This is a genomic window from Mesorhizobium sp. M4B.F.Ca.ET.143.01.1.1 (genome assembly GCF_004792275.1).
In the GTDB taxonomy this organism is placed as follows: domain Bacteria; phylum Pseudomonadota; class Alphaproteobacteria; order Rhizobiales; family Rhizobiaceae; genus Mesorhizobium; species Mesorhizobium abyssinicae.
Map to the genome: position 1 here is coordinate 58,645 of NZ_SRSR01000017.1, position 25,941 is coordinate 84,585.

Here is a 25,941-nt window from a genome sequence, read left to right on the forward strand (position 1 = left end):
GCGCAACGGACGTTTGGGTCTGTGACCACCGGAAGCGCACAAAACGCCATCAGATGGCCGCCAGAGTAGAATTCCAAACAGCTCTAGGCCCCTGCCCGCTTGCGGCGCTCGTACAGCATAACCAGTGTCTCGGCGGTCAAGGCCGGCTTCTGCTCGCCTTCGATTTCGACCGTATTGGCGGCCTTCATCAGATACTGGCCGGGGCCCCTGTCCTCCATGGACAGCAGCGTCGTGCGCAACCTGATGCGCGAGCCGACCCGGACCGGCGCCAGGAAACGCACCTTGTCGAAGCCGTAATTGAAGGCGGCCTGGGTGTTTTCGGGCACGATGCCCATGTCGAGCGCCAACGCGCCGATGATCGACAGCGTCAGATAGCCATGCGCGATCGTGGTGCGGAACGGACTCTGCCGTTTTGCCCTTTCAGGGTCGACATGGATCCATTGATGGTCGCCAGTGCATTCGGCGAACTGGTCGATGCGATGCTGGTCGACCGTCGTCCACTCCGACACGCCGACTTCCTGCCCGGCCATCGTCCTCAACTGCTCGAAGGTCGGCGGCGTCCTCGGCCGTGTTTCCGTCATTCCTGCTTTCCCGATCGCTTTGCCTGTCTCCCGATCACGAAGCGGAGCCCACTGTCAATTCGCCGCCTGGCAATTCGGTTCCGACAGGCAGCGTTTTGCTGCCATGGGTGGCAGTTCGTCCACAATGCCGCCGGAAGGCAGCATTGCCCCTCAACGCCCGCGACCTAGCCGCTCCCGGAAGCGCGAGGGTACCTGGCAGGCAGCACCAGCGACGCCGGTGGGAAGCGTCACTTCTTGTCGTAGCCGGCGCGGATCTCCGCCATCGCGTCCTTGATCCGCTCGCGCAGGATCTCGATGGATTCGGTGCCGGATTTCCTGGCCATTTCAGCCACCTCGCCGGCATTCTTCAGCGCCGTCTCGAAGGATTTGCGCGCGAACTCCGCTTGCCTCGCCATCAACTCCTGCGGATTGCCGGGCGCCCGATAATTCTGCGCCAGATCGGTGATCTCGCGCAGCGCGTCCTGCATCATCTCGCGTTGCCGGCTGAGCAACGAGGACGCGCCGGCCGCGCCGGCCCTGGCCGATTTTTCGAGTGCTTCCAGATTCTTGCGGTGGTGGCTGATTATCGCCTCGACATCGACATTCGGCACCTTCAGGTCGCGGCCGAATCTGCTGAACATGTCCAGGAACGAGTCGGATTCCGGTTGCTTCGCCATATCTCTGCTCCCCAATCTACTCCCGCCAGGAAGAATAGAGCACGCTACGCTTGCGTCAATTGACGAGGAACAACCGCTCGGCCGTGTAGAGCACGATGCCGGCAAGGCCGCCGATGACCATGCCGTTGAAGCGGATATATTGCAGGTCCCTGCCGATGTTCATCTCGATCAGCCGGGTGAGCTGGCCGAGATCCCAGCGCTTGACCTGGTCGGCGATGAATTTCGACACGCCGCTCTTCTGGCTTTCGACGAAGGACGACAGCGCCACCACGAACCCCTGGTTCATGTCGGCCCTGATCCGCGCGTCGCTGGCCAGATGGCGGCCGACCTCGACGAACATGTTGGCCAAGTGGGCGCGGATCAGGGAGTTCTCCGCCTGAGCGTCCTGCTCGATGAACTGCCGCAGGCTTTCCCACATGCCGCCGGCCAGCGCCTTCATCTCCGGCTGCTCCAGGAAATCGCGCTTCAACTGCTCGGCCCGCCTGGCATATTGCTTCGACGTCCTGAGCCGTTCGATGAAAGTCCTCGCGAAACGGTCGAACTCTGCCCGCATCGGGTGGTCGGGATCGGCCCGCACCTCCTCGAGCAGCGTGCCTGCCGAGGCCACGATCTTCTTCAGGAGATAGGCGTCGGCGCGAAACAGGTTGAACAGCGACGGCAATTCCTCGCGGATCTTCTCGCGCATGGCGGAGAGCGCCTCCTCGTCGTTGAGGAACCGGCCGATCACCCTGGTGAACTCGTCGAACAGTTTCTGGTGGCGGCGGTCGTCGGTGAGCGCCGACAGGAGCTCGGCGGCAAGCGGCGCCAGCGGCACCTTCTCGACCTCATCCATCATGCGGCTGGTGACGAAGCCGCGCAGGCCGGATTGTTCGACGGCGGCAAGCGTCTGCGGCACCAGGCGGGCGACAAAGCGCGACAGGCCGGCGGCGCGCTCCGCATCGGCCAGCCAGTCGGCGACCAAGGCGGAGAAATCGACCTCGGCCAGCTTTTCGCGCACCGGCTCCGGCGCCAGGAAATTGACCTCGATAAAGCGGCCGAGATTGTCGGCGATGCGGTTCTGGTTTTCCGGGATGATGGCCGTGTGCGGGATCGGCAGGCCGAGCGGGCGCCTGAACAGCGCCACCACCGCATACCAGTCGGCCAGCCCGCCGATGGTCGCCGCCTCGGCGAAGGCGGCGACGAAGCCGAGCCACGGATAGGTGCCCTCGAACGACTTGGCGAGCGCAAAGACCAGAACGCAGAGCGCCAGCGCCGCGGTCGCCACGAACTTGGTTCGCCTCAGCGCCGCAAGCTTGGCAGCGGCGTCGGTGTCGAATCGGACATGGTTCATGGCCGGGGCCGCTTGTGACATTGTGAGCCGCTCCTGATCGATGTTGCGACTTATCTAGGGACGCTGAAGGCCAAATGCCCGCGGCACGCTACCCACGCTCACGATTTGCGCCACCATGCACATAAAGTTGACGCGTTTATTCATCTATCGTGCGCTGCCAGTCTGGAATTGTTCCAAGGTATAGGCCATATTGAGCCCAAGCTACTGGTTCAAGAGGACGAAATGCGGCTGACGCGCCAGACCAACTATGCCATGCGCATCCTGATGTATTGCGCCGCCAATACCGAACGGCTGAGTCGCATCCCCGAGATCGCCGCCGCCTATTCGGTGTCGGAGCTGTTCCTGTTCAAAATCCTGCAGCCGCTGGTGGAGAACGGCCTGGTCGAGACGGTGCGTGGCAGGAATGGCGGCGTCAGGCTCGGCCGTCCGGCCGAACAGATCAGCCTGTTCGACGTCGTGCGGGTGACCGAAGAGAGCTTCGCCATGGCCGAATGCTTCGAGAACGACGCGGTCGAATGCCCGCTGGTTGACAGCTGCGCGCTGAACTCAGCGCTGCGCGAGGCGCTCAACGCCTTCTTTGCCGTGCTGTCGCGCTACACGATCGCCGACCTTGTTGCGGCGCGCCCGAATGTGCGCCATCTGCTCGGCATCGACATGCTGGAGCAGCGGGCCCCGGCCGCCTGATTGCAGCCGGCGGCTAGGCCGCCGATTGCGGCAAAACGAACGGCATATTGGCTGCCGGCAGCACGCCAACTTTCAACCGGCAATCGAACACCTTCTCGATCAGTTCGTCGGTCAGCACGTGCTGCGGCGCGCCCGCGGCGGCGAGCCGGCCGCGATGCATGACGTGGATGCGGTCGGCATACATGGCGGTCAGGTTGAGATCGTGCAGGATGGCGACGACGCCGCCGCCGCGCCTGGCGAAGTCGCGGGCAATGTCCATGATGATCAGTTGGTGCTTGACGTCGAGGCTGGACACCGGCTCGTCGAGGAACAGGTAGCGTGGCTTGCCGTCGAGCACCGGCGCCCAGACCTGGCAGAGCACGCGGGCAAGCTGCACGCGCTGCTGCTCGCCGCCTGAAAGCTCCTGGTAGAATCGTCCGGCAAAGCCGTCGAGATCGACGCGCGCCAGCGCCCGCTCAGGCAGCCGCGCGTTCTCGCCGGGCAGCACGCCGGAGCGTCCGCCGACAAGGCCGAGCCTGACGATCTCGCGCACCGTGAACGGAAAGGACAATGTCGTCGCTTGCGGCAGCACGGCGCGATAGGTCGCCGCCTCAACCGGCTTCATCGCCTTGAGGTCGCAGCCGTTCAGCGCAATGCCGCCCGTATAGGCAAGCTCGCCCGACAGCGCCTTGAGGAATGTCGTCTTGCCCGAACCGTTGGGTCCGACAATGGCCGCGATCTCGCCCGGCCGCGCGGCGAAATCGACGTGGGTGACGATGCGCTTGCCGCAGATCGCCACCGAAACATCGCGCGCTTCGATCATGCCAGCCTCACAGGTCGATCACGCCGCGCTTGCGCAGCAGGATCCACAGGAAGAACGGCGCGCCGGCGACCGCCGTAACGATGCCGATCGGCAGTTCGGCGGGCGCGACGATGGTGCGGGCGACCGCATCGGCCAGCAGCAAGAGCGAGCCGCCGAGCAAGGCCGACGCCGGCAGCAGATAGCGGTTGTCCGGGCCGATCAGCAGGCGCAGCAGATGCGGTACGACGATGCCGACGAAGCCGATGCCGCCGCTGACGGCGACGGAGGCACCAACCGCCGCCGAGACACCGACGATCGCCGTGTATTTCAGCCGCTGCACCGGAATGCCCAAATGGCCCGCCGTCGCTTCGCCCAGCGCCAGCGCGTTGAGGCCGCGCGCCAGGAACGGCATCGCCGAGAGGGCCAGAACGATGACCGGCCCGACGGAGCCGATCTTCTGCCAGGTCGCGCCGGCGAGCGAGCCGAGCTGCCAGAAGGTCAGGTCGCGCAACTGCCGATCGTCGGCCATGAAGATCAGGATCCCGGTCAGCGCCATGGCAAGCGCAGCGAGCGCAAGGCCGGCGAGCAGCATGGTGGCGACCGAGGTGCGGCCATGCCTGGTCGCAACGCGATAGAGCAGCAGCGTCACCGCCAGCCCGCCAGTGAAGGCCGCCAGCGGCAGCGCCAGCGTGCCGAGGGCCGAGGTGAGCGGCGCCAGCCACGTCGAGCCAAGCACGATGACGGCGACGGCGCCAAGGCTGGAACCGGCCGAGACGCCGATCAGGCCGGGGTCGGCGAGCGGATTGCGGAACAATCCCTGCATCACCGCCCCCGACACGGCGAGTGCGGCGCCGATCAGCACGCCGAGCAGGGCGCGCGGCAAGCGGATGTCGTAGACGATCAGCCGGTCGCGGGCGCTCAATACCGCGTCGCCGGGCACCGCACCGGTGAGCCAGTCACGAACGACGCCGACGGCCGAGGCGTCGGAGGCGCCCGATGTCAGCGACAGCAGCACCGAGACGGCAAGCGCCAGGCACAGAGAGAGTATGACGAGACGAGCGCGCGCCGAACGGTCGCCCTCGGCCACCGTCATCCTGCCCGCCGCGCCGGCGATCGATTGACCCGCCATGATCAGTCCGTGACCTGGCCGCCATAGAGCGAAACGGCAAGGTCGTGGATGGCTTCTGCCGTGCGCGGTCCGAAGCCGAGCAGATAGCCGCCATCCATGCGGATGACCTTGCGGGCGAGGCCGGCCGGCGTCGAGGCAATCGACGGATTCGAGAACAGCTCGTCGTCGGACACCGCCGGTCCGGCATTGTCCATCATCAGGATGACGTCCGGCTTGGCGGTGACGATCGCCTCGTCCGACAGCTGTTTGTAGCCGGAGAAGCGCTCGACCGCGTTGACGCCGCCGGCCAGCCTGACGATGCCGTCGGCGGCGGTGTCGCTGCCGGCGGCAAGGATCTTGCCGCCCTGTGTCGACAGCACGAACAGGATGCGTTTGCGCTCCTTGATCGAGGCCGTCTGCTTCTCGGCGGCCTTCAGTCCGGCGTCGACCTTGGCCGCCAGCCTGTCCGCCTTGGCATCGACGCCGAGCGCCTTGCCGACGAGGCGGATTTTTTCGAGGATTCCGTCATGGGTGTAGTGCTCGGGCAGCTCGATGAAGGGAACGCTCGACTTCCTCAGAACGTCGACCGCTTCCTTCGGGCCGCTGCCGTGCAGGGCCAATATCCCCGACGGATTGACCGACAGCACGCCTTCCGGCGACAGCTGGCGCATATAGCCGACGTCCGGCAGCTTGAGTGCGGCTTCCGGATAGCGGCTGGTCGAGTCGCGCGCGACGAGGTGGTCCTCTTCGCCGAGCGCGTAGACGATCTCGGTGATCGAGCCGCCGATGGCGACGATCTTCGACGTGTCGGCGAAGACGGTCGCGGCTTCCTCGGCTCGAACCGGCAGGACGGCAAGAAGAAGCGAAAGTCCGATTGCCGGAGCAAGGTTCGGTCGCGACAGACTGGGGAAGGAAACCATGGTTCATCCTCCTCAGGCAGCGGTCGGGCTTGGGATGCGCGGCAGGTTCTCGGCGAGGAACCGCCAGTCGTCGCGCTCGCCCTCGCCTTCGTGGCGCTTGCCGAAGAACTGGATGATCATCTTGCCGTCGGCGCCATAGGCTTCGAGCGAGGTGACATGGCCGTCCTTGGTCGGCTTGCGCACGGCCCAGACCTCATGGATGTGGTCGTTCCTGAAGTGCAGGTGGAACGTCTCGTCCAGCACGTTGATCCACGGCCCCATCGGCTTGACCGCCTTGATCGGACCGGAATGGATCTGGATGCAGCCGCGGTTTCCGACGAAGCACATGATCGGCATCGCGCCTTCGGCGGCGTGATGGAACATGGCGGCTACGGCATCCTTGTCGAGCAGCCAGGCATAATCCTGGCCGACCATGCGCACCGCCTGGCGGCGGCTGAGCTTCAGCGTCTTCAGCATGCCGAAGAACTGATGCACGTCGGTGAGCCTGCTCCACCGGTCGCGCAGGTCGTCGATGCTGGCCGCCTGCCCCTCGACTTCCGGCTCCTCCTCGCTCGCGCTTGCCGACACGGAAACGATCGGCTCCTGGTTCGACGATTCCAGTTCCGCCACCAGCTTCTGGTAGGCGTAGAGGTTCGAGGCGGGCCTCAGATGCACCTTGTGCACCGCCTCGCCCGAAGCATCGAAGAACTGCAGGCTGCGGCGGATGTCGCCGCCGTCGCGCTTCTCGACGGCAAAGCCATGCGCCCAGACTTTCGGGAAGATGCGCAGGTCGATGTTCTCGCCGAGCACCATGGCGTTGTGATTGCCGGTGACGACCTTGTCGTAGACGCCGATCTTCTCGTGAACGGCGCTCTCGTTGCGGGTCAGCGCCATCACCTCGCCGACAGCTTCGAGGCCGGTCAGCAAATCGTTGACGCGCGGCTCGACCCGCACGACGCCCTGCCCGCTATGGGCCGCGACGAGCTCAGCTTCCGAGATGCCGAGCTCGGCGGCAAGGTCGCGCTCGCGCGCTTTCGGATTGTCTTCCCGCGCCCGCCGGATTTCATGCGGTGTGGGTTTCACGCGCTGGTCCATGTCTGCCCCTGCCTTCAGCCTGTCGTCGGTTGCTGCTCACTTGTTGAGGATCAGCTTGCCCTGGCGGGTGATCTTCAACCGATAGAGCGCGCCATGGTGCTCGATGCCGATCTCGTGCTCGCCTTGGAAAAGCGTGTTGCTGGAGAGCGTCCTCACCGCCAGCGGAACGCTGTCGAAACGGGTGGCAACGTCTTCGGAACGACGGACGCGATAGCGGAAATCGTTTGCGTTGTGCGTGTTCATCTGGGTCGGTCCTTTCCCTGTGCCGGCCACCTGGCCGGACGTCTGCATAAAATGCCGATTCATTTCTTGACTCGAATAATCATGTTTTATACCAGTGCAATACCGGAGTAAATGAGTCAACATTTAACGCGCCGGATGTGATGAAAAATGCCAGCGAGCCCTCGGGCCAGCCAGCAGCGAACCTGTAATCTGGAGTTGGGGCATGGGGTTGGCGAATTGGCAAAGGCTGGGTCTGGCGGATGAGAACGCGGGCTCGGCGCAACGGTCTATGGCAAGGGGAATGGCCGCGCTTCTGGCCGGCGCGGCGGCGATCGCGATCCTGACTCCGCCGGCAAGCGCGCAGCAGACAGCCCAGGCTGCAAGCGACCAGCAGGCCGATCCTGCAAAGAAGACGGAAGAGACGAAGCCGGCCGAGGCGACGCTGCTCGACAAGATCCTGGTGCTCAGCCGCACCGGCGAGACGGCGATCCAGTCGCTCGCCTCGGCCAGCCATGTCGACCGCGAGCAGCTCGACCGCCGCATGGCGACGACGCCGAACGAGATGCTGCTCGGCGTGCCGGGGGTGACCGTGCAGGCCGACGCGCGCCGCGTCAGCTCCAGCATCAACATCCGCGGCCTGCAGGATTTCGGCCGCGTCGCGGTCATCATCGACGGCGCCAGGCAGGATTTCCAGCGCTCCGATCATGGCACGCAGTCGACCTTCTACGTCGACCCTGAACTCATCAAATCCGTCGACGTGATCCGCGGTCCGGTCGCCAACACCTATGGCTCCGGCGCCATCGGCGGCGTCGTCTTCTTCGACACCAAGGATGCCGAGGATTTCCTCAAGCCGGAGGAAAGCTGGGCTAGCGCGCTCACCGGCCGTTATGAAAGCAACGGCAAGGGCTGGACCACCAGCGCCACCGGCGCCTACCGCTTCAGCGAGAACTGGGATGTGCTCGGCAACATCGTCTACCGCGACTATGACGACTACAAGAATGGCGGCGGCGACACTGTCGGCGGCACCGGCTTCGACGTGCTGAGCGGCCTGCTCAAGACCACGATCCGCCCGACCGAGAACAGCGAGTTGAAACTCGGCTGGGTCGGCTCCAGCGACGGCTGGACGGAGACCAGCAGCGGCGTGCCGGCCAACGATGTCGACCTGAAGTCGAACACTTTTACAGCCCGCTACAACATCACCGACGACTCCAGGAGCTGGCTCGATCTCCACATCAACGCCTCCTACAACAAGACCAACCTCGATCTGACCAGCCTTGTCGCGCAAAACCGGTTCGATCCGGAAACCGGTCTTCCCGTCGTGTTGCCTGCGGGGTCGACCTCGACCTTCGATGTCGGCACAACCGGCATCGATATCTGGAACACGTCGCGCTTCGAGACCGCCGGCGTCGCGCACGAGCTGACCTATGGCGGCGACTGGGTCGGCGACAATGTCGAGACGGGCGGTACCGCCGGCGGCGACAGCTTCTACACGCCGTCCGGCAAGCGCAACGTCTCCGGCGCCTACATCCAGGACAAACTGACCTGGGAGTGGCTCGAGGTGATCACCGGCCTGCGTTACGACAGCTACAGGCTGAAGGATTCGGATAACGAGACATCCGGCGACAGGCTGTCGCCGCGCATCACCGTCGGCGTCTCGCCCTTCGAAAGCGCCAGCCTGTCTGGCCTGCAGTTCTATGGCACCTACGCCGAAGGCTACCGCTCGCCCTCGCTGACGGAGACGCTGATCAGCGGCAACCATCCGGCCGGCGTCAGCTTCCCGTTCCTGCCCAACCCCAACCTGCGGCCCGAAACCGGCAAGACGGTCGAATTCGGCGTCAACTTCAAGCAGAACGACATCTTCGAAGCCGGCGACGCGCTGCGGCTCAAGGCCGCCTATTTCAACAACAATGTCGACGACTACATTGACGGCGTCGTGCTGTCGGCATTCGACCCGACCAGCGGCTGCCCGTTCGGCCCGGGCATCCCGATCTGCTTCCAGTACCAGAACTTCGCCAAGGCCAAAATCAACGGCTTCGAGCTGGAAAGCGTCTACGACGCCGGTTGGGGTTATGCCGGGCTCTCGGCCTCTGTCATCGACGGCCACACGATTTCCTACAAGGGCGTGCGTGCCGACCTTGCCACCATCCCCTCCTCCCAGGTCACCGCGCAGCTCGGCCTTCGCTTCCTCGAAGACAAGCTGACCGTCGGCGGCGAGGTGCAGTACAACGGCAAGCCCAAGGGCAACTCCGTGGCCAAGGACTATACGCTGGTCAACGCCTTCGCCAGCTACCAGGCGACCGACAATCTCAAGGTCGACTTCCGCGCCGACAACCTGTTCGACGTCAAATACACCAACCCGCTGAACGGCGGCACGACGGCTGTCCTCTACGAACCCGGCATCACGCTGAAGCTGGGGGCGACCATGCGCTTTGGGGGCTGACGACCATGACAAGCTTGACGGCATCGCTTCGTCTGCTGGCCTCGACGCTGGCGATGTCGCTTGCGGCGGCGCCGGCGTGGGCCCAGTCCGCACCGGCCCCTCAACTCAGCCTCGAGCTTAATGCCGCGCAGCCCTCCGATAAGGGCTGCCGGCTGACTTTCGTGGTCAACAACGCGCTCGGCGCCGACCTGTCGAAGGCCGCCTTCGAGATCGCTCTGTTCAACGAGGCCGGCGTCGTCGACCGCTTGACCGTGCTTGACTTCAAGGACCTGCCAGCGGGCAAGACCAAGGTGACGCGCTTCGATCTTGCCGGCACCGACTGCGCCAAGGTCAGCCGCGTGCTGATCAACAGCGCGGCCGAATGCGCCGGCGCTGGCGTCAAGCCGGCCGGCTGCATGCGCGGCCTGAAGACCTCGACCAAGACCGGCATCGCTTTCGGAGTCTGATGCAACGGTGGGAATAGAGCCGTCACTCGCGCGAGACGCCCTTGCCTGGCCTCGGCCGGCATCGGCTTCGCGCCGCTCGCGGCAAGCGATCTTGATTTGACAATGCCGGACTGGTCGCGGCAGCTTCCGTACCGCGCCATGCAGGACATCAGTGAAATTTCCGACCTCAGCAGCGAGTTGACGGCAACACCAGGCGAGCCGCTTGCGGGCGCGCGGCCGCCGGAAAGGAACCTCAATTGGATCGCGACGATCGGCGCGTCCGGCACCCTTCATGCGGCGCTGGCGGCGGCCTTGATGATTGCGCCGGCGACAACCCTTAGTTTTCAGGACGCCATGCAGGCGGAGGGCGCCGATCAATCAGGCGCCAACGTCGTCGGCAGCGCCTCGGATGGACAAATGCCGGGCGCGGTCAACGTCGCGCTGGTGCCAACCCCGAAACCACCGACGACGCCGGCAGTGAAGCCGGCGCCAACTCCGGCTCCCCAGGCACAACGAGAGTCGGCAGCGCCAGCACCTGCGAAGGAAACCGTCGAAAAGCCAGACCCGGCACCTGACATTTTGATCGCCGGAACGCCGCGAGACAACCTTCACAGCCCGGCGCAGGCGGATGAGCAGCCGGTGACTTCCGCGATCCAGGACGAAAGCTCCGAGCCTGAACCGGCTTTTTCCGGGCAGCCGCCCGTCCCGACCCCGAGGCCGAGCCCTGCCGACGGTTCGGGCGCTGTAAGCAAGATGGCCGACGCGCGCGGCACGGCGGACGGGCAAGAGATCAAGGCGTCGATCGCCAGCAAGGGCAAGGCCAAGGCAGCGAACGGCGAAGCGGCGAGATCGCGCTACAGTGGCGAGATCGCCAGCAAGCTGGCGAAAGCCAATCGTCTTGTTTCAAAGTCGGCGCAGGCCAAGGCTCTCAACAATGCCACGGTGAGCTTTGTGGTGTTGGCGAATGGCCGCGTCACGGACCTTGAGCTCGCCAAAAGTTCAGGTTCACGCGAACTCGATCAGTTCGCGTTGAACCTGGTGCGCCAGCAGTCACCCTTCCCTCCCATTCCGCCGGAGATCGGAATTTCGAGCTGGCGGTTCAGAGCCCCAATCGGTCCGTACTGATCGGCTTCGAAACCACCCACCATACATCGCCAAAGGAATAGCCAATGTACATCGCCATGAACCGCTTCAAGGTCCAGAACGGCTCGGAAGACGCCTTCGAGGATGTCTGGAAGAACCGCGATTCCAGCCTCTCCGACATGAAAGGCTTCAGGGAATTCCACCTGCTGCGCGGTCCGGTCAACGAGAACGAGGGCTACACGCTGTTCGCCTCGCACACGGTTTGGGCCAGCCACGAGGATTTCGTCGCCTGGACGAAGTCGGAAAACTTCCGCGCCGCCCATCGCAACGCCGGCACCTCGAAGGTTCACTATCTCGGTCATCCCCAGTTCGAAGGGTTCTCGGTTGTCGAGGGGGCGTAGCCGCTGGCGCGCGGTCAATCTCGGTTGACGGTAAGGGTGTGTCGAGATTCAGGTCAGGCCGAGTTGAAAATGGTGGCTTCCGACAACCGGAGCGGAGCGTACTTGAAGCACGTGAGCACCGGAGGCGCAGGAAGCCGCCATTTGCAGGCCGGCCTCACCTGAATATCAACACACCCTAGGCAGCAGCCAGCAGGCTGGCGTTTCCGCCCGCCGCCGTGGTGTCGACGCAGACGGCGCGCTCATGCGCGTAGGCCGCCGGGTTGAGCACCTCGCTGACCAACGGCACGATCGGGCCGGCGCGCTCGGCGATGACCTTGCGCACGACGCGTGCCGCCTCCGGCGTGCCGGAGAAGGCGACGACGTCGACCCGCAGCGCGCGCGCCTCGACCGGGTCGGGCCTTCCGTCTATGGCCGCGATCGGCAGGCCCTTGCCGGTCAGCGCCGACAGCGCCGCCGGCGCGCCCGGCGCCACCGCGAGCACGGCGTTGCCGGCGGCGAGCGCCTGGATCGCCTGCGCCAGCAGCGTGTCGGTATCCGGTCCAAGGCAAAGCACGCGACCGCGCGGCGCCAACGACAGCGTGTTGGCCTCCCCCGTCGGGCCTGGCAGATCGACCTGACCAAAATCGATACTTGCCGCCGCGCCGATGGCCGCCGCGCCCTTGCCGCGCAGATGCTTCCGCAGGATTGCCACGCGGTCGGGCCGCGTCGACCAGCCGCCGAGCGTCGGATCGGGCAGATTGTCGGCAAGTTCGGTTGCCGTCACCTTGTGGCCCTCGGCGACATGCGTGCCCGCCTCCGGCCCCTTACGGAAGCGCCGCAGGTAATGCGGCCCGCCGGCCTTCGGTCCCGTGCCCGAAAGCCCCTCGCCGCCGAACGGCTGCGACCCGACCACGGCACCGATCTGGTTGCGGTTGACATAGATGTTGCCGGCATGGATGCCGTCGACGAAATGCTGGACGCGGCCTTCGATGCGCGTGTGCAGGCCGAAGGTCAGGCCATAGCCCTTGCGGTTGATGGCGGCGATGACGGTGTCGATCTCGTCGGCGTCGAAGCTGGCGACATGCAGCACCGGGCCGAACACCTCGCGCTCCATCTCCTCGATGCCCTTGACGCGGAAGACATGCGGCGCGACGAAGCGGCCGCTCTTCGGCGCCTCGAGCTTGGCAATCAGCCGGCCCTGCAGGCCCATCTTGGTGCAATAGTCGCGGATCGACGCTTGCGCCTCGTCATCGATGACCGGGCCGACATCGGTCGAGATCAGCCAGGGATCGCCGAGGTGGAGCGCCTCCATCGCGCCCTTCAGCATCTCCAGCATCTTCTTCTCGACGTCCTTCTGCACGTAGAGCACGCGCAGCGCCGAGCAGCGCTGGCCGGCGCTCTGGAAGGCGGAGGCGAGGATGTCGCGCACCGCCTGCTCGGGCAGCGCGGTGGAATCGACGATCATGGCGTTGAGCCCGCCGGTCTCGGCGATCAGCATGGCGTCGGGTGCGGCGGTCTCGGCCAGTTGCTTCTCGATCAGCTTGGCGACCTCGGTCGAGCCGGTGAAGCAGACACCGGCAATGCGCGGGTCGGCCGTCAGCGGCGCCCCGACCGAGGGACCGTCGCCGGGCAGAAGCTGGATAATGTCTTCCGGCACGCCCGCCTCGCGCAGCATCTCGACGGCGCGGAAGGCGATCAGCGGCGTCTGTTCTGCCGGCTTGGCTATGACCGAATTGCCGGTGACGAGGGCTGCCGCGATCTGGCCGGTGAAGATGGCGAGGGGGAAATTCCACGGCGAGATGCAGACGATCGCGCCGCGCGCCTCGGTGCCCGTTTCCGCATTGGCGGCCTCGGCGGCGTAGTAGCGCAGGAAATCGACCGCCTCGCGCACCTCGGCGACGCCGTCGGCCAGCGACTTGCCGGCCTCGCGGGTGGCGAGCGCAAAGAACTCGGCCGCGTTGGCCTCATAGAGGTCGGCGGCGCGGTTCAGGATCGCCGCGCGCTCGGCGACCGGGCGTTTGGCCCAGGCCGGCTGCGCTTCGACGGCGATGCGCACGGCAGTGGCGACCTGCTTGGCGGCCGCCTCGTGGATGGTGCCGACAACCTCGTCGGGCTTCGCCGGATTGACCACCGGGCGTTCCTTGCCGTAGCCGGCGGCGCGCGTGATCGGCTTGGCGTGCCAGCGGTTCGATCCGGCGAACTCGGCCTTGGCCTTGTCGATCGCCGCCAGCGTCACCGGATCTGTGATGTCGACGCCCCTGGAATTGCGGCGGCCGGCGCCGAAGATCCCGGCGGGACGGGCGATCGCCGGATTGGCGGCGGGCCCCTGCGTCTCGACCGTTTCCAGCGGGTCGCGGGCGATGTCTTCCGGCTCGACCTCCTCGTCGGTGAGCTGGTGCACGAAGGACGAGTTGGCGCCGTTTTCCAGCAGACGGCGCACCAGATAGGCGAGCAGGTCGGAATGGGCGCCGACCGGCGCATAGATGCGGCAGCGCGCGCCTTCGGCCTGGCGCACCGTCTCGTGCAGCGCCTCGCCCATGCCGTGCAGGCGCTGGAACTCGAAGGAATCGCGATCCTTGGCCATCGACAGGATGGCGGCAACCGTATGGGCGTTGTGGGTGGCGAACTGCGGATAGATGCGGTCGGTCATCGACAGCAGCTTCTTCGCGCAGGCCATGTAGGAGACGTCAGTGTTGACCTTGCGGGTGAAGACCGGATAGCCGGCGAGCCCCAGCGTCTGCGCCCGCTTGATCTCGGTGTCCCAATAGGCGCCCTTGACCAGCCGCACCATGATGGTGCGGTCGTACTTTTTGGCCAGATGGTAGAGCCAGTCGATGACGAAGGCCGCGCGTGGCCCATACGCTTGCACCACCACGCCGAAACCGTTCCAGCCGGCAAGCTCCGGCTCGGCCAGCACGCGCTCGATGACGTCGAGCGACAGATCGAGGCGATCCGCCTCCTCGGCGTCGATGTTGAGCCCCATGCGCGAATGCCGCGCCGCCAGCGCCAGCGACAGCAGGCGCTCGGCCATCACCGGCAGCATCGTCTCCTTCTGCGCCACTTCGTAGCGCGGATGCAGCGCCGAAAGCTTGACCGAAATGCCGTGGTTGTTGCGGATGTCCGGCCCGTTGGAACCGGAATCGAGTGAGGAGATCGCGTCGGCATAGGCCTTGTGGTAGCGCAGCGCGTCGGCCTCGGTGCGGGCCGCCTCGCCCAGCATGTCGAAGGAATAGAGATAGCCCTTTTGCGTCATCGGCCGGCCGCGCTCGACGGCCTCGGCGATGGTGCGGCCGAGCACGAACTGCTCGCCCATTTCGCGCATGGCGGCTGCCACCGCCTTGCGGATCACGGGTTCGCCCAGCCGGCGCACCATGGCCCGCAGCGTGCCCTCGATGCCGCCCTCGCCCTCGTCCAGCACGCGCCCGGTCAGCATCAGCGCCCAGGTCGAGGCATTGACGAAGATCGAGCTCGAGCCGCCCGAATGCGCGGACCAGTCGTGCGGCGCGATCTTGTCGGCGATGAGATCGTCCATCGTCTCGGTGTCGGGCACGCGCAGCAGCGCCTCGGCAAGGCACATCAGCGCGACACCTTCCTTGGTCGACAGGCCGTAGGCGGAGAGGAAAACCTCCATCAGCCTCGGATCGGTCGAGCCGCGCACCGCGCGCACCAGATCGGCCGCGCGGGCCGAGATCGCCTTGCGGTCATCCGCCGAAAGCCCCGCTCCATCGGCGAGCCGCTTCACCGCGGCGTCTTCGTCGGGCAAATAGTTGGCGCGGATCTGCTGGCGGATGGCATCGAGCGCGGGCATGGCTGTCCTATCGAGCGAGCTTGAGGGAGCGGGCCGGCGGTCACCGGACCGAATGGCGCAAGCTAGCACAATTGCCGTTTTCAGTCGGTCCAAAGAAATCGACATGCCGTTTCGATTGGACTATGATTTGCGCAATATTCTCGCCAACTCGACTGCCAATTTGATGACAGAAGACCAATTGGACCGCATCGACCGCAACATCCTGTCGGCGCTGGCGCGCGACGGGCGGCTTTCCATGTCTGAGCTGGCCGGCAAGGTCGGCCTGTCGAAGACGCCGGTGCAGGCGCGCGTCAAGCGCCTGGAGAAGGATGGTTACATCAGGGGTTACCAGGCGATCATCGATCGCGAGCGCATGGGAGAAGGCCACGTCGCGTTCGTCCAGGTGAAATTGTCGGACACCCGCTCGGCCGCGCTCGACGCCTTCAATCGATCCGTGCAGGCAGTCCCCGAGATCGAGCAATGCCATATGATGGCGTCGAGCTTCGACTATCTGTTGAAGGTCCGCACCACCGACATCGCCGCCTATCGCCGGGTGCTGGGCGAGCGCATTTCGGCTCTCCCCCATGTTGCCCAGACTTCCACCTTCGTGGCGATGGAGACGGTCAAGGACCGCTAGCTCATTCCGACAGCGTCTTCAGGAACGCCACCAGCGCCGCGCGCTCGCGGTCTGAAAGCTCGACCGGGTGGACCTCAGAAACACCTTCGACGCTCGCCGGCGCCTTCGAATAGTGCTCGACCACCTCTTCGAGCGACGAAAACTGCCCGGCATGCATGTAGGGCGCGCGGGCAGCCGCACCTCGGAGCGACGGCGTCTTGTAGGCGCGCACCAGGTCCGGCCCGCCCTTCACCATGAAGCGCAGCTCACGGCACGCGTTGTCGTCGCCGTCGCGGAACTTGCCTAAGCAGTTGAACGGGTCGGCCTCGACCTGCACTACGGCATCGATGCGGCCGCGATCCGGCGGCAGGTCCTTGACCGGCGGCACGCCGGTGTTGTGGAAAGAGTTGTCGGTGAAACGCGGGCCATTGTGGCAGGTCACGCAATTGGCCTTGCCGATGAACAGTTTCAGCCCAAGCATCTCCTCGGGCGACAAGGCGTCGTCCCCCTGTGGCTCGGCGCCCGATGCCAGATCGATGGCGAAACGGTCGAAGCGCGTCTGCGGCGGCTCGATCGACCGCTCGAAAGCGCCGATCGCCTTGCCGATATTGGCAAAGACGCGGTTGACGTCCTCGGCCTGGCTGACGGGCATGGCGGCCCAGGCCGCCTTCTCGGCATCTGTGCCGAGCGGGCTGGCATTGGCGGGCACGGTGGAGAGATCGGGCAGCGGCCCGAAGATGCGCTCGTAGCGCTCGCCGAAGCGTTTCTTGATGTAATGCGCGAAGGCGGCGCGGTTTCCGCCATGCTCGAGCGGGTTTTCGAGCGGCGTCAACGCCTGCGCCCACAGGCTGTCGCGCCGCCCGTCCCAGAAGAACCAGGGATCGCGCGCCACGCCGGCCAGCGGCATTGTGCGCCGGTTGGTGCGGCCGATGCCGACCGCTTGCGGCAGGTCGTCCTGGAACTGGCGGTCGATCTTGTGGCAGGTCGAACAGGACACGTTGCCGTCGCGGCTCATGCCCTGGTCGAAGAACAGCGTCGAGCCCAGGGCCGCGGCCGCTGGCACCTCGGCGAAGCGATTGGTGGTGTCGGGCTTCAGCGGCGGCAGCGTGTTCAGCGCCAGCGATGCGATGACTTTCTTCTCGGCATCGGAAAACTGCGGCTTGCCGCAGCCGGCAAGCAACGCCATGGCGACCAGTGCGACGAGAGGCAGGACCAGCAGGAGGCGCCTCATCGACCGCTCACAGCACGATGTTGAAGACGACCGTATCGGACCCGGCCGCCGCGGAAATGGCAAAGCGCAGCTGCCACCAGCCGCTCATCGTGAATTTCAGCCCATCGATGCGATAGCGCCCTTCGCCCAGATAGTCGGTCGCCTGCGGGCTGGTCGGCAGGCCGTGATTGTGCTGCGGCATGCCGCCGGAAACGGCAATCGCCGCTCCCTCCACCGGATCGCCCTTGACTGTCTTCAGCGTCAGCAGCCAGGACTGCAATTCGCCTTGCCGGACCCCGCCCCGCTCCGGCTGGAAACTGGCGACGAACAGCCCGTTTGCCGTCGTCTTCGAGCGCGACGTGTCGGGGCCCGGCGTCGTTTGCGGAGCGGTCAGGTACACGATCGCAAGAACGCCAGCCAGCAAGGCGGCCAGACCAAGACCCGCGAGAAGATAGCGCCATAGGGATGCCAAACCGGTTCCTTCTCCAAAGACAACGTTCCAGCGGGCGCATCGCATCCCGCCGCGACTGTGGGAAACCGCTTCTGACGCAAAAAACCGCAGCCGCCAAGCATGGCGTTGCCCATCGCAAAAAGCTACAGCAGCACCTCGTTGGTTTGTGCATGTCGTCATCCCCAAAACGCTAGACACTTTTGCGCGACATGCACCGGGAGACAGGTAGATGGCTGCAAATGGCGTCGCCTCGATCGGCGAGTGCATGCTCGAACTGTCGGGCCAGGCGGGACCGAACTGGCGCATGGGCTTTGCCGGCGACACGTTCAACATGCTGTGGGCGCTGCATGCGCTGAGCGGCGAGCGGCCGGCGACTTATGTCTCGGCCTTCGGCGACGACCCGTTCTCGCAAGGGCAGATCGCCTTCTTCGCCGAAAACGGCATCGGCATTGGCCAAAGCCCTGTCATTCCAGGCGCCCGGCCAGGCCTTTACGCCATCACGCTGACCGGCGCCGAACGCGCCTTCACCTACTGGCGCGCCGACGCCGCCGCCAGGCAACTGGCTTCGGATCCGGACGCATTGGCCAAAAACCTTGAAAACCAGGCGCTTGTCTATTTTTCCGGAATCACTTTGGGAATCCTGGAGGACGCCGGACGCCAGACGTTGCTGAAGGCGGTGGCCAAGGCGCGCGCGGCTGGTTCGCGCGTCGCCTTCGATCCCAACTACCGGCCGCGGCTGTGGCGCAGCCGCGAGGAGGCGCAGGCGGCAACCACCGAAGCGTTGGCTGTAACCGATATCGCGCTGCCAACCTTTCCCGACGAGCAGATGCTGTTTGGCGACGCGACGCCGCAGGCGACTGCCGACCGGCTTGGCCGATTGGTCGGCGAAATCGTCGTCAAGAATGGCGAGGACGCGGCGCTGATCGCCGTCGACGGCGCCCGCAAGCCGATACCGGCCGTGCATGTCGCCACCCCGGTCGATACCACCGGCGCCGGCGATTCCTTCAACGGCGGCTATCTCGCAGCTCGGCTGGCCGGCCATGGCCCGGCTGAGGCAGCCGAGCGTGCGCACCGCGTCGCCGCCGCGGTCGTGCAGGTGCGCGGCGCGCTGGCGCCATTTGAAACGCTGAGAGCGGCGTTCGGCAACTAGCTAAGGTGTATTGAGATTCAGGTAGGCCGAGTCGGAGTCGAAGACTGCGCGAAGCGACCAAAACGGTGGTTTTCGAGAACCGGAGCGGAGCGTACTTCAGTACGTGAGCACCGGAAGCGCAGAAACCAGCGTTCGCAAGGCCGGCTTCACCTGAATATCAATGCACCTTCAAGGCAGTCGGAACCGGTACTCGGTGGCCTGATGATAGATCTGCCCCGGCCACAACGTGGCCTGCGGGAAATAGGGCCGGTTCGGCGCGTCCGGCCAGACCTGCGCCTCCAGGCAGAGACCCGAAAAGGCCTTGTACTGGCGCCCGTCCAAGCCTGCCGATGACGGCTGCAGGTACTGGCCGGTATAGAGCTGCAGGCCGGGCTCGGTGGTCCAGACCTCCATTTCGACGCCCGATGAAGCGCCTTGCGCCCAGGCAGCCTGCCGCAACGGCCCGCGAGCCGAGGCCAGGCAGAAATTGAGATCGTAGGGAAGCTGCTCGCCCTCGCTCTCCATGCGCAACGGACGCGCCTGGCGGAAGTCGAAAGGTGTGCCGTCGACCGGCTTGACCACGCCTGTCGGGATCATCTCGCCGTCGACCGGCGTGTAGGCGCCGGCGTTCAGCATCAGCCGATGGTCGAGGATATCGCCGGCGCCGCCGTCGTCGAGGTTGAAATAGGAGTGCTGCGCGAGATTGCACAGCGTCGGCTCCTCGGAGGTCGTGGCGGTCAGTTCGACGCTGAGCGTGCCGGGGATCTTGAGCCGGTAGGTGCAGGTCACGTCGAGCGCGCCGGGAAAGCCCATCGTGCCGTCCGGGTCATGCAAGGTCAGCGTGACGAAATCCCGGCCATGCAGCGAGACCGTCCACGGCCGGTGGAAATAGCCTTCCGAGCCGCCATGCAGAGTGTGCTTGTCGAGGAAGTTTCGTTCCGTCTGATAGCGCTTGCCCGCGATGGTGAAACGGCCGTCGCCAATGCGGTTGGCAAAGCGGCCGACGACGGCGCCGAAGAAGGCGCGGTCCGTCTCATACGGCTCAAAACGGTCGTAGCCCAGCACCAGCGGCGCGTCGTGGCCGGCGAGCCGCAGGTCCTGGATGATCGCGCCAAGCCCGATGATGTTGGCGGAGAGGCCGCCGCCACGAATGGTGAAACGGCGCACGGGTTCGCCCGCCTGTGTCGTGCCGAAGACCTCGCCGTCCTTCATCGTCATGCCCGAAAGTCAGTTCGTTGATCTATAGACCCGGCCGGTCCCGGCCGGGTTTGCAATACAAGAAAGGCAGGCTTTGCGCCTGCCCTTCCGCTTGGTTGTCAGAGGCCGAGGCCGCCGATGCAGACATATTTGGTGTCGAGATAGTCCTCGATGCCCTGATGTCCGCCTTCCTTGCCGAGGCCGGATTCCTTGACGCCGCCGAAGGGCGCTTCCGGCGTGGTGATCAGGCCCTCATTGACGCCGACCATGCCGTATTTCAGCCCTTCCATGACCCGGAAGGCGCGGCCGAGATCGCCGGTGTAGAAATAGCAGGCGAGGCCGAATTCGGTGTCGTTGGCGAGCGCGATCGCCTCTTCCTCGGTGTCGAACTTGAACACCGGAGCGACCGGGCCGAAGATCTCCTCCTTCATGAAGCGCATCTTCGGCGTCGCATCGGCGATCACCGTCGGCTGGAAGAACGAGCCGCCAAGCGCGTGCCGCTTGCCGCCGGCCACAACCTTGCCGCCCTTCGACGTCGCGTCGGCGATCAGCTCCTCGACCTTCTCGACCGCCTTGTCGTCGATCAGCGGTCCCTGCTGCACGCCCTCTTCGAGGCCGGACCCGACCTTCAGATTGTTGCTGGCGACGACCAGCTTCTCGACGAACTTGTCGTAGACGCCGGCCTGCACCAGGAAGCGGTTGGTGCAGACGCAGGTCTGGCCGGAATTGCGATATTTGGCGGTGATGGCGCCGGCCACGGCGCGGTCGATGTCGGCGTCGTCGAAGACGATGAACGGCGCATTGCCGCCGAGCTCCATCGACACTTTCTTGACCGTCACCGACGACTTCTGGATGAGAAGTTTACCGATCTCGGTCGAGCCGGTGAAGGTGATCTTCTTGACCAGCGGATTGGCGCAGATCTCGTCGCCGATCTCGGCCGCCGAACCGGTCAGGATGTTGATGACGCCCTTGGGGAAGCCGACTTCCTCGGCGAGCGCGCCCCAGGCGAGGCCGGAATACGGCGTCTGCGAGGCTGGCTTGACCACGGCGGTGCAGCCGGCGGCCAGCGCCGGCCCGAGCTTGCGGGCGAGCATCGAGGACGGGAAATTCCAGGGCGTGATGGCGGCGATGACGCCGACGGCCTCCTTGGTCACCAGGATGCGGCGGTCGCCCCAGGGCGACGGCACGATGTCGCCATACGTGCGGCGGCCCTCCTCGGCGAACCAAAGGATGTAGGCGGCGGCCGAGCCGATCTCGCCCTTCGATTCAAACAGCGACTTGCCCTGCTCGATGGTCAACAGCTCGGCGAGCACGTCCTGATTGTCCATCATGGCGTCGTGCAGCTTGCGCAAGAGCTTCGAGCGCTCGAGCGCGGTGGTCTTGCGCCAGGACTTGAAGGCTTCCTCGGCGGCCTCGATGGCGCGGCGCGTCTCGGCCTTGCCGGCCTTCGGCACGGTGCCGATCTTCAAGCCCGTGGCGGGGTTGTTGACGTCGACCGTCTGGCCGCTGTCGGCCTGCACCCATTCGCCATTGATGAGATTGGCCTGGCGCATGAAATGGCTGGTTTTCTGAAGCATGGTCTGGCCTCCGTTCGGCGCGCTGATCGGCCGTTTTTCTGGATATTCGTTGGGCGTGCTGTGGCCGCACGCTGGCGCATTGCTCTTACCTAGGGAAAGGCCGGCAAGCAATCGCAAGATGGCATATAGGGGTTGGACCAGCAAAGGCGAGAGTTGGCCGCGCGGCCGCTCCCCTATCCGAAGACGTGGAGAACCACCGTCAGCCAGAAGGACGTGGTCACCACCGCGCTCGCCGTCGCGATGGTTATCTGGTTCGACGCCAGCGCCTGGCCGGTGTTGAACTGGACGGCGATCAGGTAGGAATTGATGCCCGAGGGTAGCGCCGCCGCCACCACCGCTACCTTGGCCGTCAGCGGCGGCAGGCCAAGCAGCCAGACCAGGCCAAGCACCAGCCCCGGCATCAGGAACAGTTTCAGCGCCGACAGCGCCAGCGCCGGCCGGATGTTGCCGGAGATGCCGAAGCGGCGCAGGCTGAGCCCCATGGCGAACAGCGCCACCGGCCCGGCGGTATTCGCCAGAGCATCGACCACACGCGAGACGAGCTCCGGCAGCGGCGCGCCGCTCAGGCGGAAGGCAAGTCCGGCGAGTATGCCGATGATCAGCGGATTGAGGAACAGCCGCCTGAGGAAGCTGGTGACGACGCGCAGCGGATGCGCGGGCTCGCCGGCGCCGCGGCCGAACATCTCGAACAGGACGATCGAGGCCATCATCGTGACCGGCAGGTGGACGGAGACCAGCAGCGACAGGACCTCGAAGCCGCTCGGTCCGAATATGCCGAGGATGAAGGGCGCGCCGAGCAGGACGATGTTGGAATAGCCAGACGACACGCCGCCGACGATGCCCGTGCGCGAATCCCTGCCGAAGACCCGCGTGGTGACGAGATGCCCCACCGCCCAGGTGATGGCCACTGCCGTAAAATAGGCGCCCCACAGCGACCACGGCGCCACGCCGTGGAAGTCGGACTTCACCATCGTTTGGAACAGAAGCAGCGGCATCGCCACGTTGATGGCGAATTCGGAGATGCCCTCGCCGCTCGCCGGCTTCAGATAGCCGGTGAAGCCGGCAAGGTAGCCGAGCGCGACGAGGCTGAAGACGAAGAGGACGGTTTCGGTGAGCGGAGACATTTTTCCCGTGATAGGCGAGCCCCGTTTGCAACGCAATCGCGCCGGCCGAGGAAGGCCCACCCCGCTTCCTGCCCCCGCCCGAATTGATCAAGGTCGGCTGGCAGCGTTATAGAGGCTTGGGATCGTCAGGGGGATACGCGGCGAATGGGTTTGCTCAAAACCCCGAACCATCACCTTTCGGCAAGGGCGTGGCTGACGGTTTTCGTCACCGGCTTGCTCTGTCTCGTCGCGACGCTGGCCAACGGCGCGGAGAACCTCAAGGGCGTCGCTCTCATCGTCGGCCAATCGGCCTACGAGCACATCGCCACCCTGCCAAACCCGGCCAACGACGCCCGCGACATGGCCAAGATGCTGACCGATCTCGGCTTCGATGCCCGCAGCGCCACCGATCGCGATGCCGCGAAACTGAAGCGCGACCTCGAGCGCTTCGTCGAGGACGCCGAGGGCGCCGATGTCGCCTTCATCTATTATTCCGGCCACGGCATCGAGGCCGGCGGCGAGAACTACCTGGTCCCGGTCGATGCCGATATGTCCTCGCTGAAGGATGCCGACAACGCCCTGGTGCCGATCTCCGCCGTCATGGAGGAGCTGAAGAAGACGGTGCCGGTGACGATCATGCTGCTCGATGCCTGCCGCACCAATCCGTTTCCGCCTGACGCGGAGTTGCGCCGCGCGCCGACCGCCTCGGCCTCGCCGATCGGCGCCGGCGGACTGGAACCGGTGCGCGGCGCCAAGGCGCTCGGCAGCGCGCCGGCGACGGAAAACCTCGGAACCGTGGTCGGCTTCGCCGCCGAGCCCGGACGCCCGGCGCTCGATGGCGCCGCCGGCGAGAACAGTCCCTATGCGGCGGCGCTTCTGCGCCACCTCGCCGCGATGAAGGGCACCGAATTCGGCTCGGTCATGCGCATGGTGACCGAGGAGGTCTATCTCGACACCAAGGCCAGGCAACGGCCATGGGTCAACGAAAGCCTGCGCCGGCTGCTCTATTTCGGCGTCGCGCCGCCGGAGCCGGCCGGCGATGACGGGCTGATCACCGGCGAGCGGCGGCAGCTGCTTTTGACCATCGCCGACCTGCCCGATCCGAAGCGCTCGCAAGTGGAACTGGCTTCGCAGCAGGACGGCGTGCCGCTCGACGCGCTCTATGGCGTGCTCAGGGCACTGGGCACGGAGAAGATACCCGAGGACCCAACGGACCTGGAAAAGCTCCTCGATGCCCAGGCCGAGCGGCTGAAGAAGATGCTGTCAGAGCGCGACGCGCTCAGCACCGACGACCCCGAGATCAAGCGCCTCGTAGCCTCGGCCGACAAGGCGATCGGCCAGGGCGCGATAGTCACCGCGCACAAGTTCCTCGACGAAGCGGTGAGCCGGGTCGAGCAGACCCGCGGCGCCGTCGACCAGGCGGAGGAACTGGTCCGGCAGAAGCGCCTTGCCGATGCCGCCATCTATGCCAGGCGAGCCGATGCCTCGGCGCTGGTCTTCGACTACAGCGCCGCCGCCAGTGACTACGGCAAGGCGTTCTCGCTGGTCGAGAAGTGGGACGACAAGCTGCGCTGGAATTACAAGAACCAGGAGGCCGAGGCGCTGAACGCGCATGGCGATGCCACCGGCGACAGGAAGGCGCTCGAGCAGGCGATCGATGCCTATCAGGTCATCCTCGGCTTTATTCCCAATGGCCAACAGAACCGCGACTGGGCGATCACCCGCAACAACATGGCGGTGGTGCTGCAGACCATTGGCGAGCGCGAAACCGACACGGCCAGGCTCGATGAAGCGGCACGGATCTTCCGGGACTCGCTGGTCGTCTTCGAGCGCGAGAAGGACGACCTCAACTGGGCCGCAGCCCAGAACAATCTCGCCAATGTCCTGTTGAAGATCGGCGAACGGGAGAGCGACCCCAAGCGCGTGAACGAGGCGGTTGCCGCCATGCGCGCGACGCTGGAAAAGCGGCCGCGCGACAAGGTTCCGCTCGACTGGGCCGCCTCGCAGAACAATCTCGGCCTGGCGCTTTACGCGCTCTCGGAACGCGAGCCCGGCGGCGAGCGCCTTGTTGACGCCGAGGCCGCCTATCGGCTGGCGCTGCAGGAGTACACGCGCGAGAAGGCGCCGGTGCAGTGGGCAATGGTTGAGAACAATCTCGGCAACACGCTGGTGTCGCTGGGCACGCAGCTCAACGATCAGGCGAAGATCACCGAGGCGGCCGCGGCCTTCCGCGCCGCGCTCGAGATCCGCACGCGCGAGACCTTCCCGGTTTCCTGGGCGACCAGCCGGCTCAATCTCGGCAACGCGCTGAGCAGCGCCGCCCGCTTCGATCTCGGCACCGGCGAGCTCGAAGAAGCGGCGACGGCCTATGGCGATGCGCTGACTGTCTTCACCCGCAAGCGTTTCCCGATGGACTGGGCTTCCACCCAGAACAATCTCGGCTCGGTCTACCAGACGCTCGGCCAGCGCGCCCGCGATCCGGCGAGACTGGAGCAGTCGGTTGCCGCCTTCCGGGCGGCGCGGCGCATCTACACCAGGCGCGCCTTTCCGCTCGACTGGGCGATGACCGCCTACAATCTCGGCAACACGCTGCAATTGCTCGGCGGCCTGTCCGACAAGCCGGAACACTACAAGGATGCGGTGACGGCCTATCGGGACGCGTTGCGAGAATACAAGCGCGAGACGACGCCGCGGCAATGGGCGCTGGCCCAGGCCGGCCTCGGCTCGGCGCTGCATTGGCTGAGCATGGCCGAAGGCGATACCACGTCCCTGGCCGAGTCGGTCGCCGCGCGCCGGGCCGCGCTCGAGGTGCTGACCTTGGAAGCGGCACCCGTCGATTGGGCGAACGCCCAGAACGGCATCGGCATGAGCCTGCTTAATCTCGGCACGCTCGAACGCAGCGGCAAATATCTGGACGAGGCCGAAGCGGCCTTCCAGGCGACGCTCAAAGTGTTCACCCGCGACAGCCAGCCGCTGCAGTGGGCCTTCGCGCAGAACAACCTCGGCGATGTCTATTGGAACCGCGCCAGCCAGGGCGGAGGCGACGCCGATTATTTGAAAGCGATCGAGTTCTTCGAAAATGCCAAGGAGGGTTTTGTCGAAGCCGGCTACACCATCCCGATCCCGCTCACCGACAAGAAGATCGAGCTGGTGAAGCAGCAACTGGCGAAGAAATAGCCCGAGCTTG

The 25,941-nt window shown here is 65.6% G+C and carries 22 protein-coding genes; 8 read left to right on the forward strand and 14 right to left on the reverse strand.

Going from position 1 to position 25,941, the window contains the following annotated elements:
- Positions 1–83: 83 nt before the first annotated feature.
- The 3 genes from EN786_RS29575 to EN786_RS29585 all read right to left on the reverse strand — a co-directional run bounded on the left by EN786_RS29575 (position 84) and on the right by EN786_RS29585 (position 2,588).
- On the reverse strand, positions 84–581 hold the full coding sequence (locus EN786_RS29575) for a MaoC family dehydratase (protein WP_127285957.1): 498 nt from the start codon (positions 579–581) through the stop codon (positions 84–86).
- A gap of 227 nt (positions 582–808) precedes the next feature.
- A complete protein-coding gene (locus EN786_RS29580; RefSeq protein WP_127311406.1) occupies positions 809–1,237 on the reverse strand; it encodes a phasin family protein in 429 nt (142 codons plus the stop codon).
- A gap of 55 nt (positions 1,238–1,292) precedes the next feature.
- Positions 1,293–2,588 carry a DUF445 domain-containing protein gene (locus EN786_RS29585; RefSeq protein WP_127285959.1) on the reverse strand — a complete coding sequence of 432 codons (1,296 nt, stop codon included), beginning with the start codon at positions 2,586–2,588 and terminating at the stop codon, positions 1,293–1,295.
- A 201-nt stretch (positions 2,589–2,789) separates the two neighbouring features.
- On the opposite strand from EN786_RS29585, the gene rirA reads away from it, so the two are divergent.
- Complete coding sequence (gene rirA / locus EN786_RS29590) at positions 2,790–3,251, forward strand: iron-responsive transcriptional regulator RirA (RefSeq protein WP_127285960.1); 462 nt, start codon at positions 2,790–2,792, stop codon at positions 3,249–3,251.
- Between the two features lie 13 nt (positions 3,252–3,264).
- Here the strand turns inward: rirA and EN786_RS29595 are convergent, their stop codons facing one another.
- From EN786_RS29595 to hemP, 5 genes are read right to left on the reverse strand one after another with little or no spacing between them, the layout of a single operon-like run.
- On the reverse strand, positions 3,265–4,053 hold the full coding sequence (locus EN786_RS29595; protein WP_127311405.1) for a heme ABC transporter ATP-binding protein: 789 nt from the start codon (positions 4,051–4,053) through the stop codon (positions 3,265–3,267).
- A gap of 7 nt (positions 4,054–4,060) precedes the next feature.
- Entirely contained in the window at positions 4,061–5,161 is a 1,101-nt protein-coding gene (locus EN786_RS29600; RefSeq protein ID WP_127285962.1) for an iron ABC transporter permease, read from the reverse strand.
- 2 nt (positions 5,162–5,163) lie between these two features.
- Positions 5,164–6,060 carry a hemin ABC transporter substrate-binding protein gene (locus EN786_RS29605; RefSeq protein WP_127285963.1) on the reverse strand — a complete coding sequence of 299 codons (897 nt, stop codon included), beginning with the start codon at positions 6,058–6,060 and terminating at the stop codon, positions 5,164–5,166.
- 12 nt (positions 6,061–6,072) lie between these two features.
- Positions 6,073–7,134 (reverse strand): hemin-degrading factor, encoded by a 1,062-nt coding sequence (locus EN786_RS29610; RefSeq protein ID WP_127285964.1) that lies wholly within the window; start codon positions 7,132–7,134, stop codon positions 6,073–6,075.
- Positions 7,135–7,170: 36 nt separating this feature from the next.
- Positions 7,171–7,377, reverse strand: coding sequence for a hemin uptake protein HemP (hemP, locus tag EN786_RS29615; protein WP_127285965.1), 207 nt, complete (start codon positions 7,375–7,377; stop codon positions 7,171–7,173).
- Between the two features lie 280 nt (positions 7,378–7,657).
- On the opposite strand from hemP, the gene EN786_RS29620 reads away from it, so the two are divergent.
- From EN786_RS29620 to EN786_RS29635, 4 genes are all read left to right on the forward strand, one after another.
- Positions 7,658–9,796, forward strand: coding sequence for a TonB-dependent hemoglobin/transferrin/lactoferrin family receptor (locus EN786_RS29620; RefSeq protein WP_245478232.1), 2,139 nt, complete (start codon positions 7,658–7,660; stop codon positions 9,794–9,796).
- A gap of 5 nt (positions 9,797–9,801) precedes the next feature.
- Entirely contained in the window at positions 9,802–10,242 is a 441-nt protein-coding gene (locus tag EN786_RS29625) for a hypothetical protein (RefSeq protein ID WP_127285681.1), read from the forward strand.
- 102 nt (positions 10,243–10,344) lie between these two features.
- A complete protein-coding gene (locus tag EN786_RS29630) occupies positions 10,345–11,346 on the forward strand; it encodes an energy transducer TonB (protein ID WP_245478231.1) in 1,002 nt (333 codons plus the stop codon).
- 44 nt (positions 11,347–11,390) lie between these two features.
- Entirely contained in the window at positions 11,391–11,705 is a 315-nt protein-coding gene (locus EN786_RS29635) for an antibiotic biosynthesis monooxygenase (protein ID WP_127285680.1), read from the forward strand.
- Between the two features lie 175 nt (positions 11,706–11,880).
- On the opposite strand, the gene putA is transcribed toward EN786_RS29635, so the two are convergent.
- Positions 11,881–15,492 (reverse strand): bifunctional proline dehydrogenase/L-glutamate gamma-semialdehyde dehydrogenase PutA, encoded by a 3,612-nt coding sequence (gene putA, locus EN786_RS29640; protein WP_135909181.1) that lies wholly within the window; start codon positions 15,490–15,492, stop codon positions 11,881–11,883.
- Positions 15,493–15,655: 163 nt separating this feature from the next.
- Between putA and EN786_RS29645 the strand changes: the two genes are divergently transcribed.
- A complete protein-coding gene (locus tag EN786_RS29645; RefSeq protein WP_127285682.1) occupies positions 15,656–16,108 on the forward strand; it encodes an Lrp/AsnC ligand binding domain-containing protein in 453 nt (150 codons plus the stop codon).
- 1 nt (position 16,109) lies between these two features.
- Here EN786_RS29645 and EN786_RS29650 read toward each other — a convergent pair whose 3' ends face one another.
- Together EN786_RS29650 and EN786_RS29655 are read right to left on the reverse strand one after the other, a co-directional pair.
- Complete coding sequence (locus EN786_RS29650) at positions 16,110–17,318, reverse strand: cytochrome c peroxidase (RefSeq protein ID WP_127285678.1); 1,209 nt, start codon at positions 17,316–17,318, stop codon at positions 16,110–16,112.
- 7 nt (positions 17,319–17,325) lie between these two features.
- Positions 17,326–17,769 carry a FixH family protein gene (locus EN786_RS29655; RefSeq protein WP_127285677.1) on the reverse strand — a complete coding sequence of 148 codons (444 nt, stop codon included), beginning with the start codon at positions 17,767–17,769 and terminating at the stop codon, positions 17,326–17,328.
- A gap of 208 nt (positions 17,770–17,977) precedes the next feature.
- Between EN786_RS29655 and EN786_RS29660 the strand changes: the two genes are divergently transcribed.
- A complete protein-coding gene (locus EN786_RS29660) occupies positions 17,978–18,898 on the forward strand; it encodes a sugar kinase (RefSeq protein WP_127309898.1) in 921 nt (306 codons plus the stop codon).
- Positions 18,899–19,066: 168 nt separating this feature from the next.
- On the opposite strand, the gene EN786_RS29665 is transcribed toward EN786_RS29660, so the two are convergent.
- The 3 genes from EN786_RS29665 to EN786_RS29675 form a co-directional block, all read right to left on the reverse strand.
- Complete coding sequence (locus EN786_RS29665) at positions 19,067–20,095, reverse strand: aldose epimerase family protein (RefSeq protein WP_127287046.1); 1,029 nt, start codon at positions 20,093–20,095, stop codon at positions 19,067–19,069.
- Positions 20,096–20,193: 98 nt separating this feature from the next.
- Positions 20,194–21,651 (reverse strand): NAD-dependent succinate-semialdehyde dehydrogenase, encoded by a 1,458-nt coding sequence (locus EN786_RS29670; RefSeq protein ID WP_127287045.1) that lies wholly within the window; start codon positions 21,649–21,651, stop codon positions 20,194–20,196.
- A gap of 173 nt (positions 21,652–21,824) precedes the next feature.
- Entirely contained in the window at positions 21,825–22,775 is a 951-nt protein-coding gene (locus EN786_RS29675) for an AEC family transporter (RefSeq protein WP_127309897.1), read from the reverse strand.
- A gap of 144 nt (positions 22,776–22,919) precedes the next feature.
- Between EN786_RS29675 and EN786_RS29680 the strand changes: the two genes are divergently transcribed.
- Positions 22,920–25,931, forward strand: coding sequence for a caspase family protein (locus tag EN786_RS29680; protein ID WP_127287114.1), 3,012 nt, complete (start codon positions 22,920–22,922; stop codon positions 25,929–25,931).
- The last annotated feature ends 10 nt before the right edge of the window (positions 25,932–25,941 follow it).

Coding starts and splice junctions, on each gene's coding strand:
- putA (WP_135909181.1), bottom strand. CDS start 15,492: ATGCCCGCGCTCGATGCCATCCGCCAGCAGATCCGCGCCAACTATTTG.
- EN786_RS29595 (WP_127311405.1), bottom strand. CDS start 4,053: ATGATCGAAGCGCGCGATGTTTCGGTGGCGATCTGCGGCAAGCGCATC.
- EN786_RS29650 (WP_127285678.1), bottom strand. CDS start 17,318: ATGAGGCGCCTCCTGCTGGTCCTGCCTCTCGTCGCACTGGTCGCCATG.
- EN786_RS29605 (WP_127285963.1), bottom strand. CDS start 6,060: ATGGTTTCCTTCCCCAGTCTGTCGCGACCGAACCTTGCTCCGGCAATC.
- EN786_RS29660 (WP_127309898.1), top strand. CDS start 17,978: ATGGCTGCAAATGGCGTCGCCTCGATCGGCGAGTGCATGCTCGAACTG.
- EN786_RS29630 (WP_245478231.1), top strand. CDS start 10,345: ATGCCGGACTGGTCGCGGCAGCTTCCGTACCGCGCCATGCAGGACATC.
- EN786_RS29620 (WP_245478232.1), top strand. CDS start 7,658: ATGGCCGCGCTTCTGGCCGGCGCGGCGGCGATCGCGATCCTGACTCCG.
- EN786_RS29665 (WP_127287046.1), bottom strand. CDS start 20,095: ATGACGATGAAGGACGGCGAGGTCTTCGGCACGACACAGGCGGGCGAA.
- EN786_RS29580 (WP_127311406.1), bottom strand. CDS start 1,237: ATGGCGAAGCAACCGGAATCCGACTCGTTCCTGGACATGTTCAGCAGA.
- EN786_RS29575 (WP_127285957.1), bottom strand. CDS start 581: ATGACGGAAACACGGCCGAGGACGCCGCCGACCTTCGAGCAGTTGAGG.
- EN786_RS29645 (WP_127285682.1), top strand. CDS start 15,656: ATGACAGAAGACCAATTGGACCGCATCGACCGCAACATCCTGTCGGCG.
- EN786_RS29680 (WP_127287114.1), top strand. CDS start 22,920: ATGGGTTTGCTCAAAACCCCGAACCATCACCTTTCGGCAAGGGCGTGG.
- EN786_RS29610 (WP_127285964.1), bottom strand. CDS start 7,134: ATGGACCAGCGCGTGAAACCCACACCGCATGAAATCCGGCGGGCGCGG.
- EN786_RS29600 (WP_127285962.1), bottom strand. CDS start 5,161: ATGGCGGGTCAATCGATCGCCGGCGCGGCGGGCAGGATGACGGTGGCC.
- rirA (WP_127285960.1), top strand. CDS start 2,790: ATGCGGCTGACGCGCCAGACCAACTATGCCATGCGCATCCTGATGTAT.
- EN786_RS29635 (WP_127285680.1), top strand. CDS start 11,391: ATGTACATCGCCATGAACCGCTTCAAGGTCCAGAACGGCTCGGAAGAC.
- EN786_RS29625 (WP_127285681.1), top strand. CDS start 9,802: ATGACAAGCTTGACGGCATCGCTTCGTCTGCTGGCCTCGACGCTGGCG.
- EN786_RS29585 (WP_127285959.1), bottom strand. CDS start 2,588: ATGTCACAAGCGGCCCCGGCCATGAACCATGTCCGATTCGACACCGAC.
- EN786_RS29675 (WP_127309897.1), bottom strand. CDS start 22,775: ATGTCTCCGCTCACCGAAACCGTCCTCTTCGTCTTCAGCCTCGTCGCG.
- EN786_RS29670 (WP_127287045.1), bottom strand. CDS start 21,651: ATGCTTCAGAAAACCAGCCATTTCATGCGCCAGGCCAATCTCATCAAT.
- hemP (WP_127285965.1), bottom strand. CDS start 7,377: ATGAACACGCACAACGCAAACGATTTCCGCTATCGCGTCCGTCGTTCC.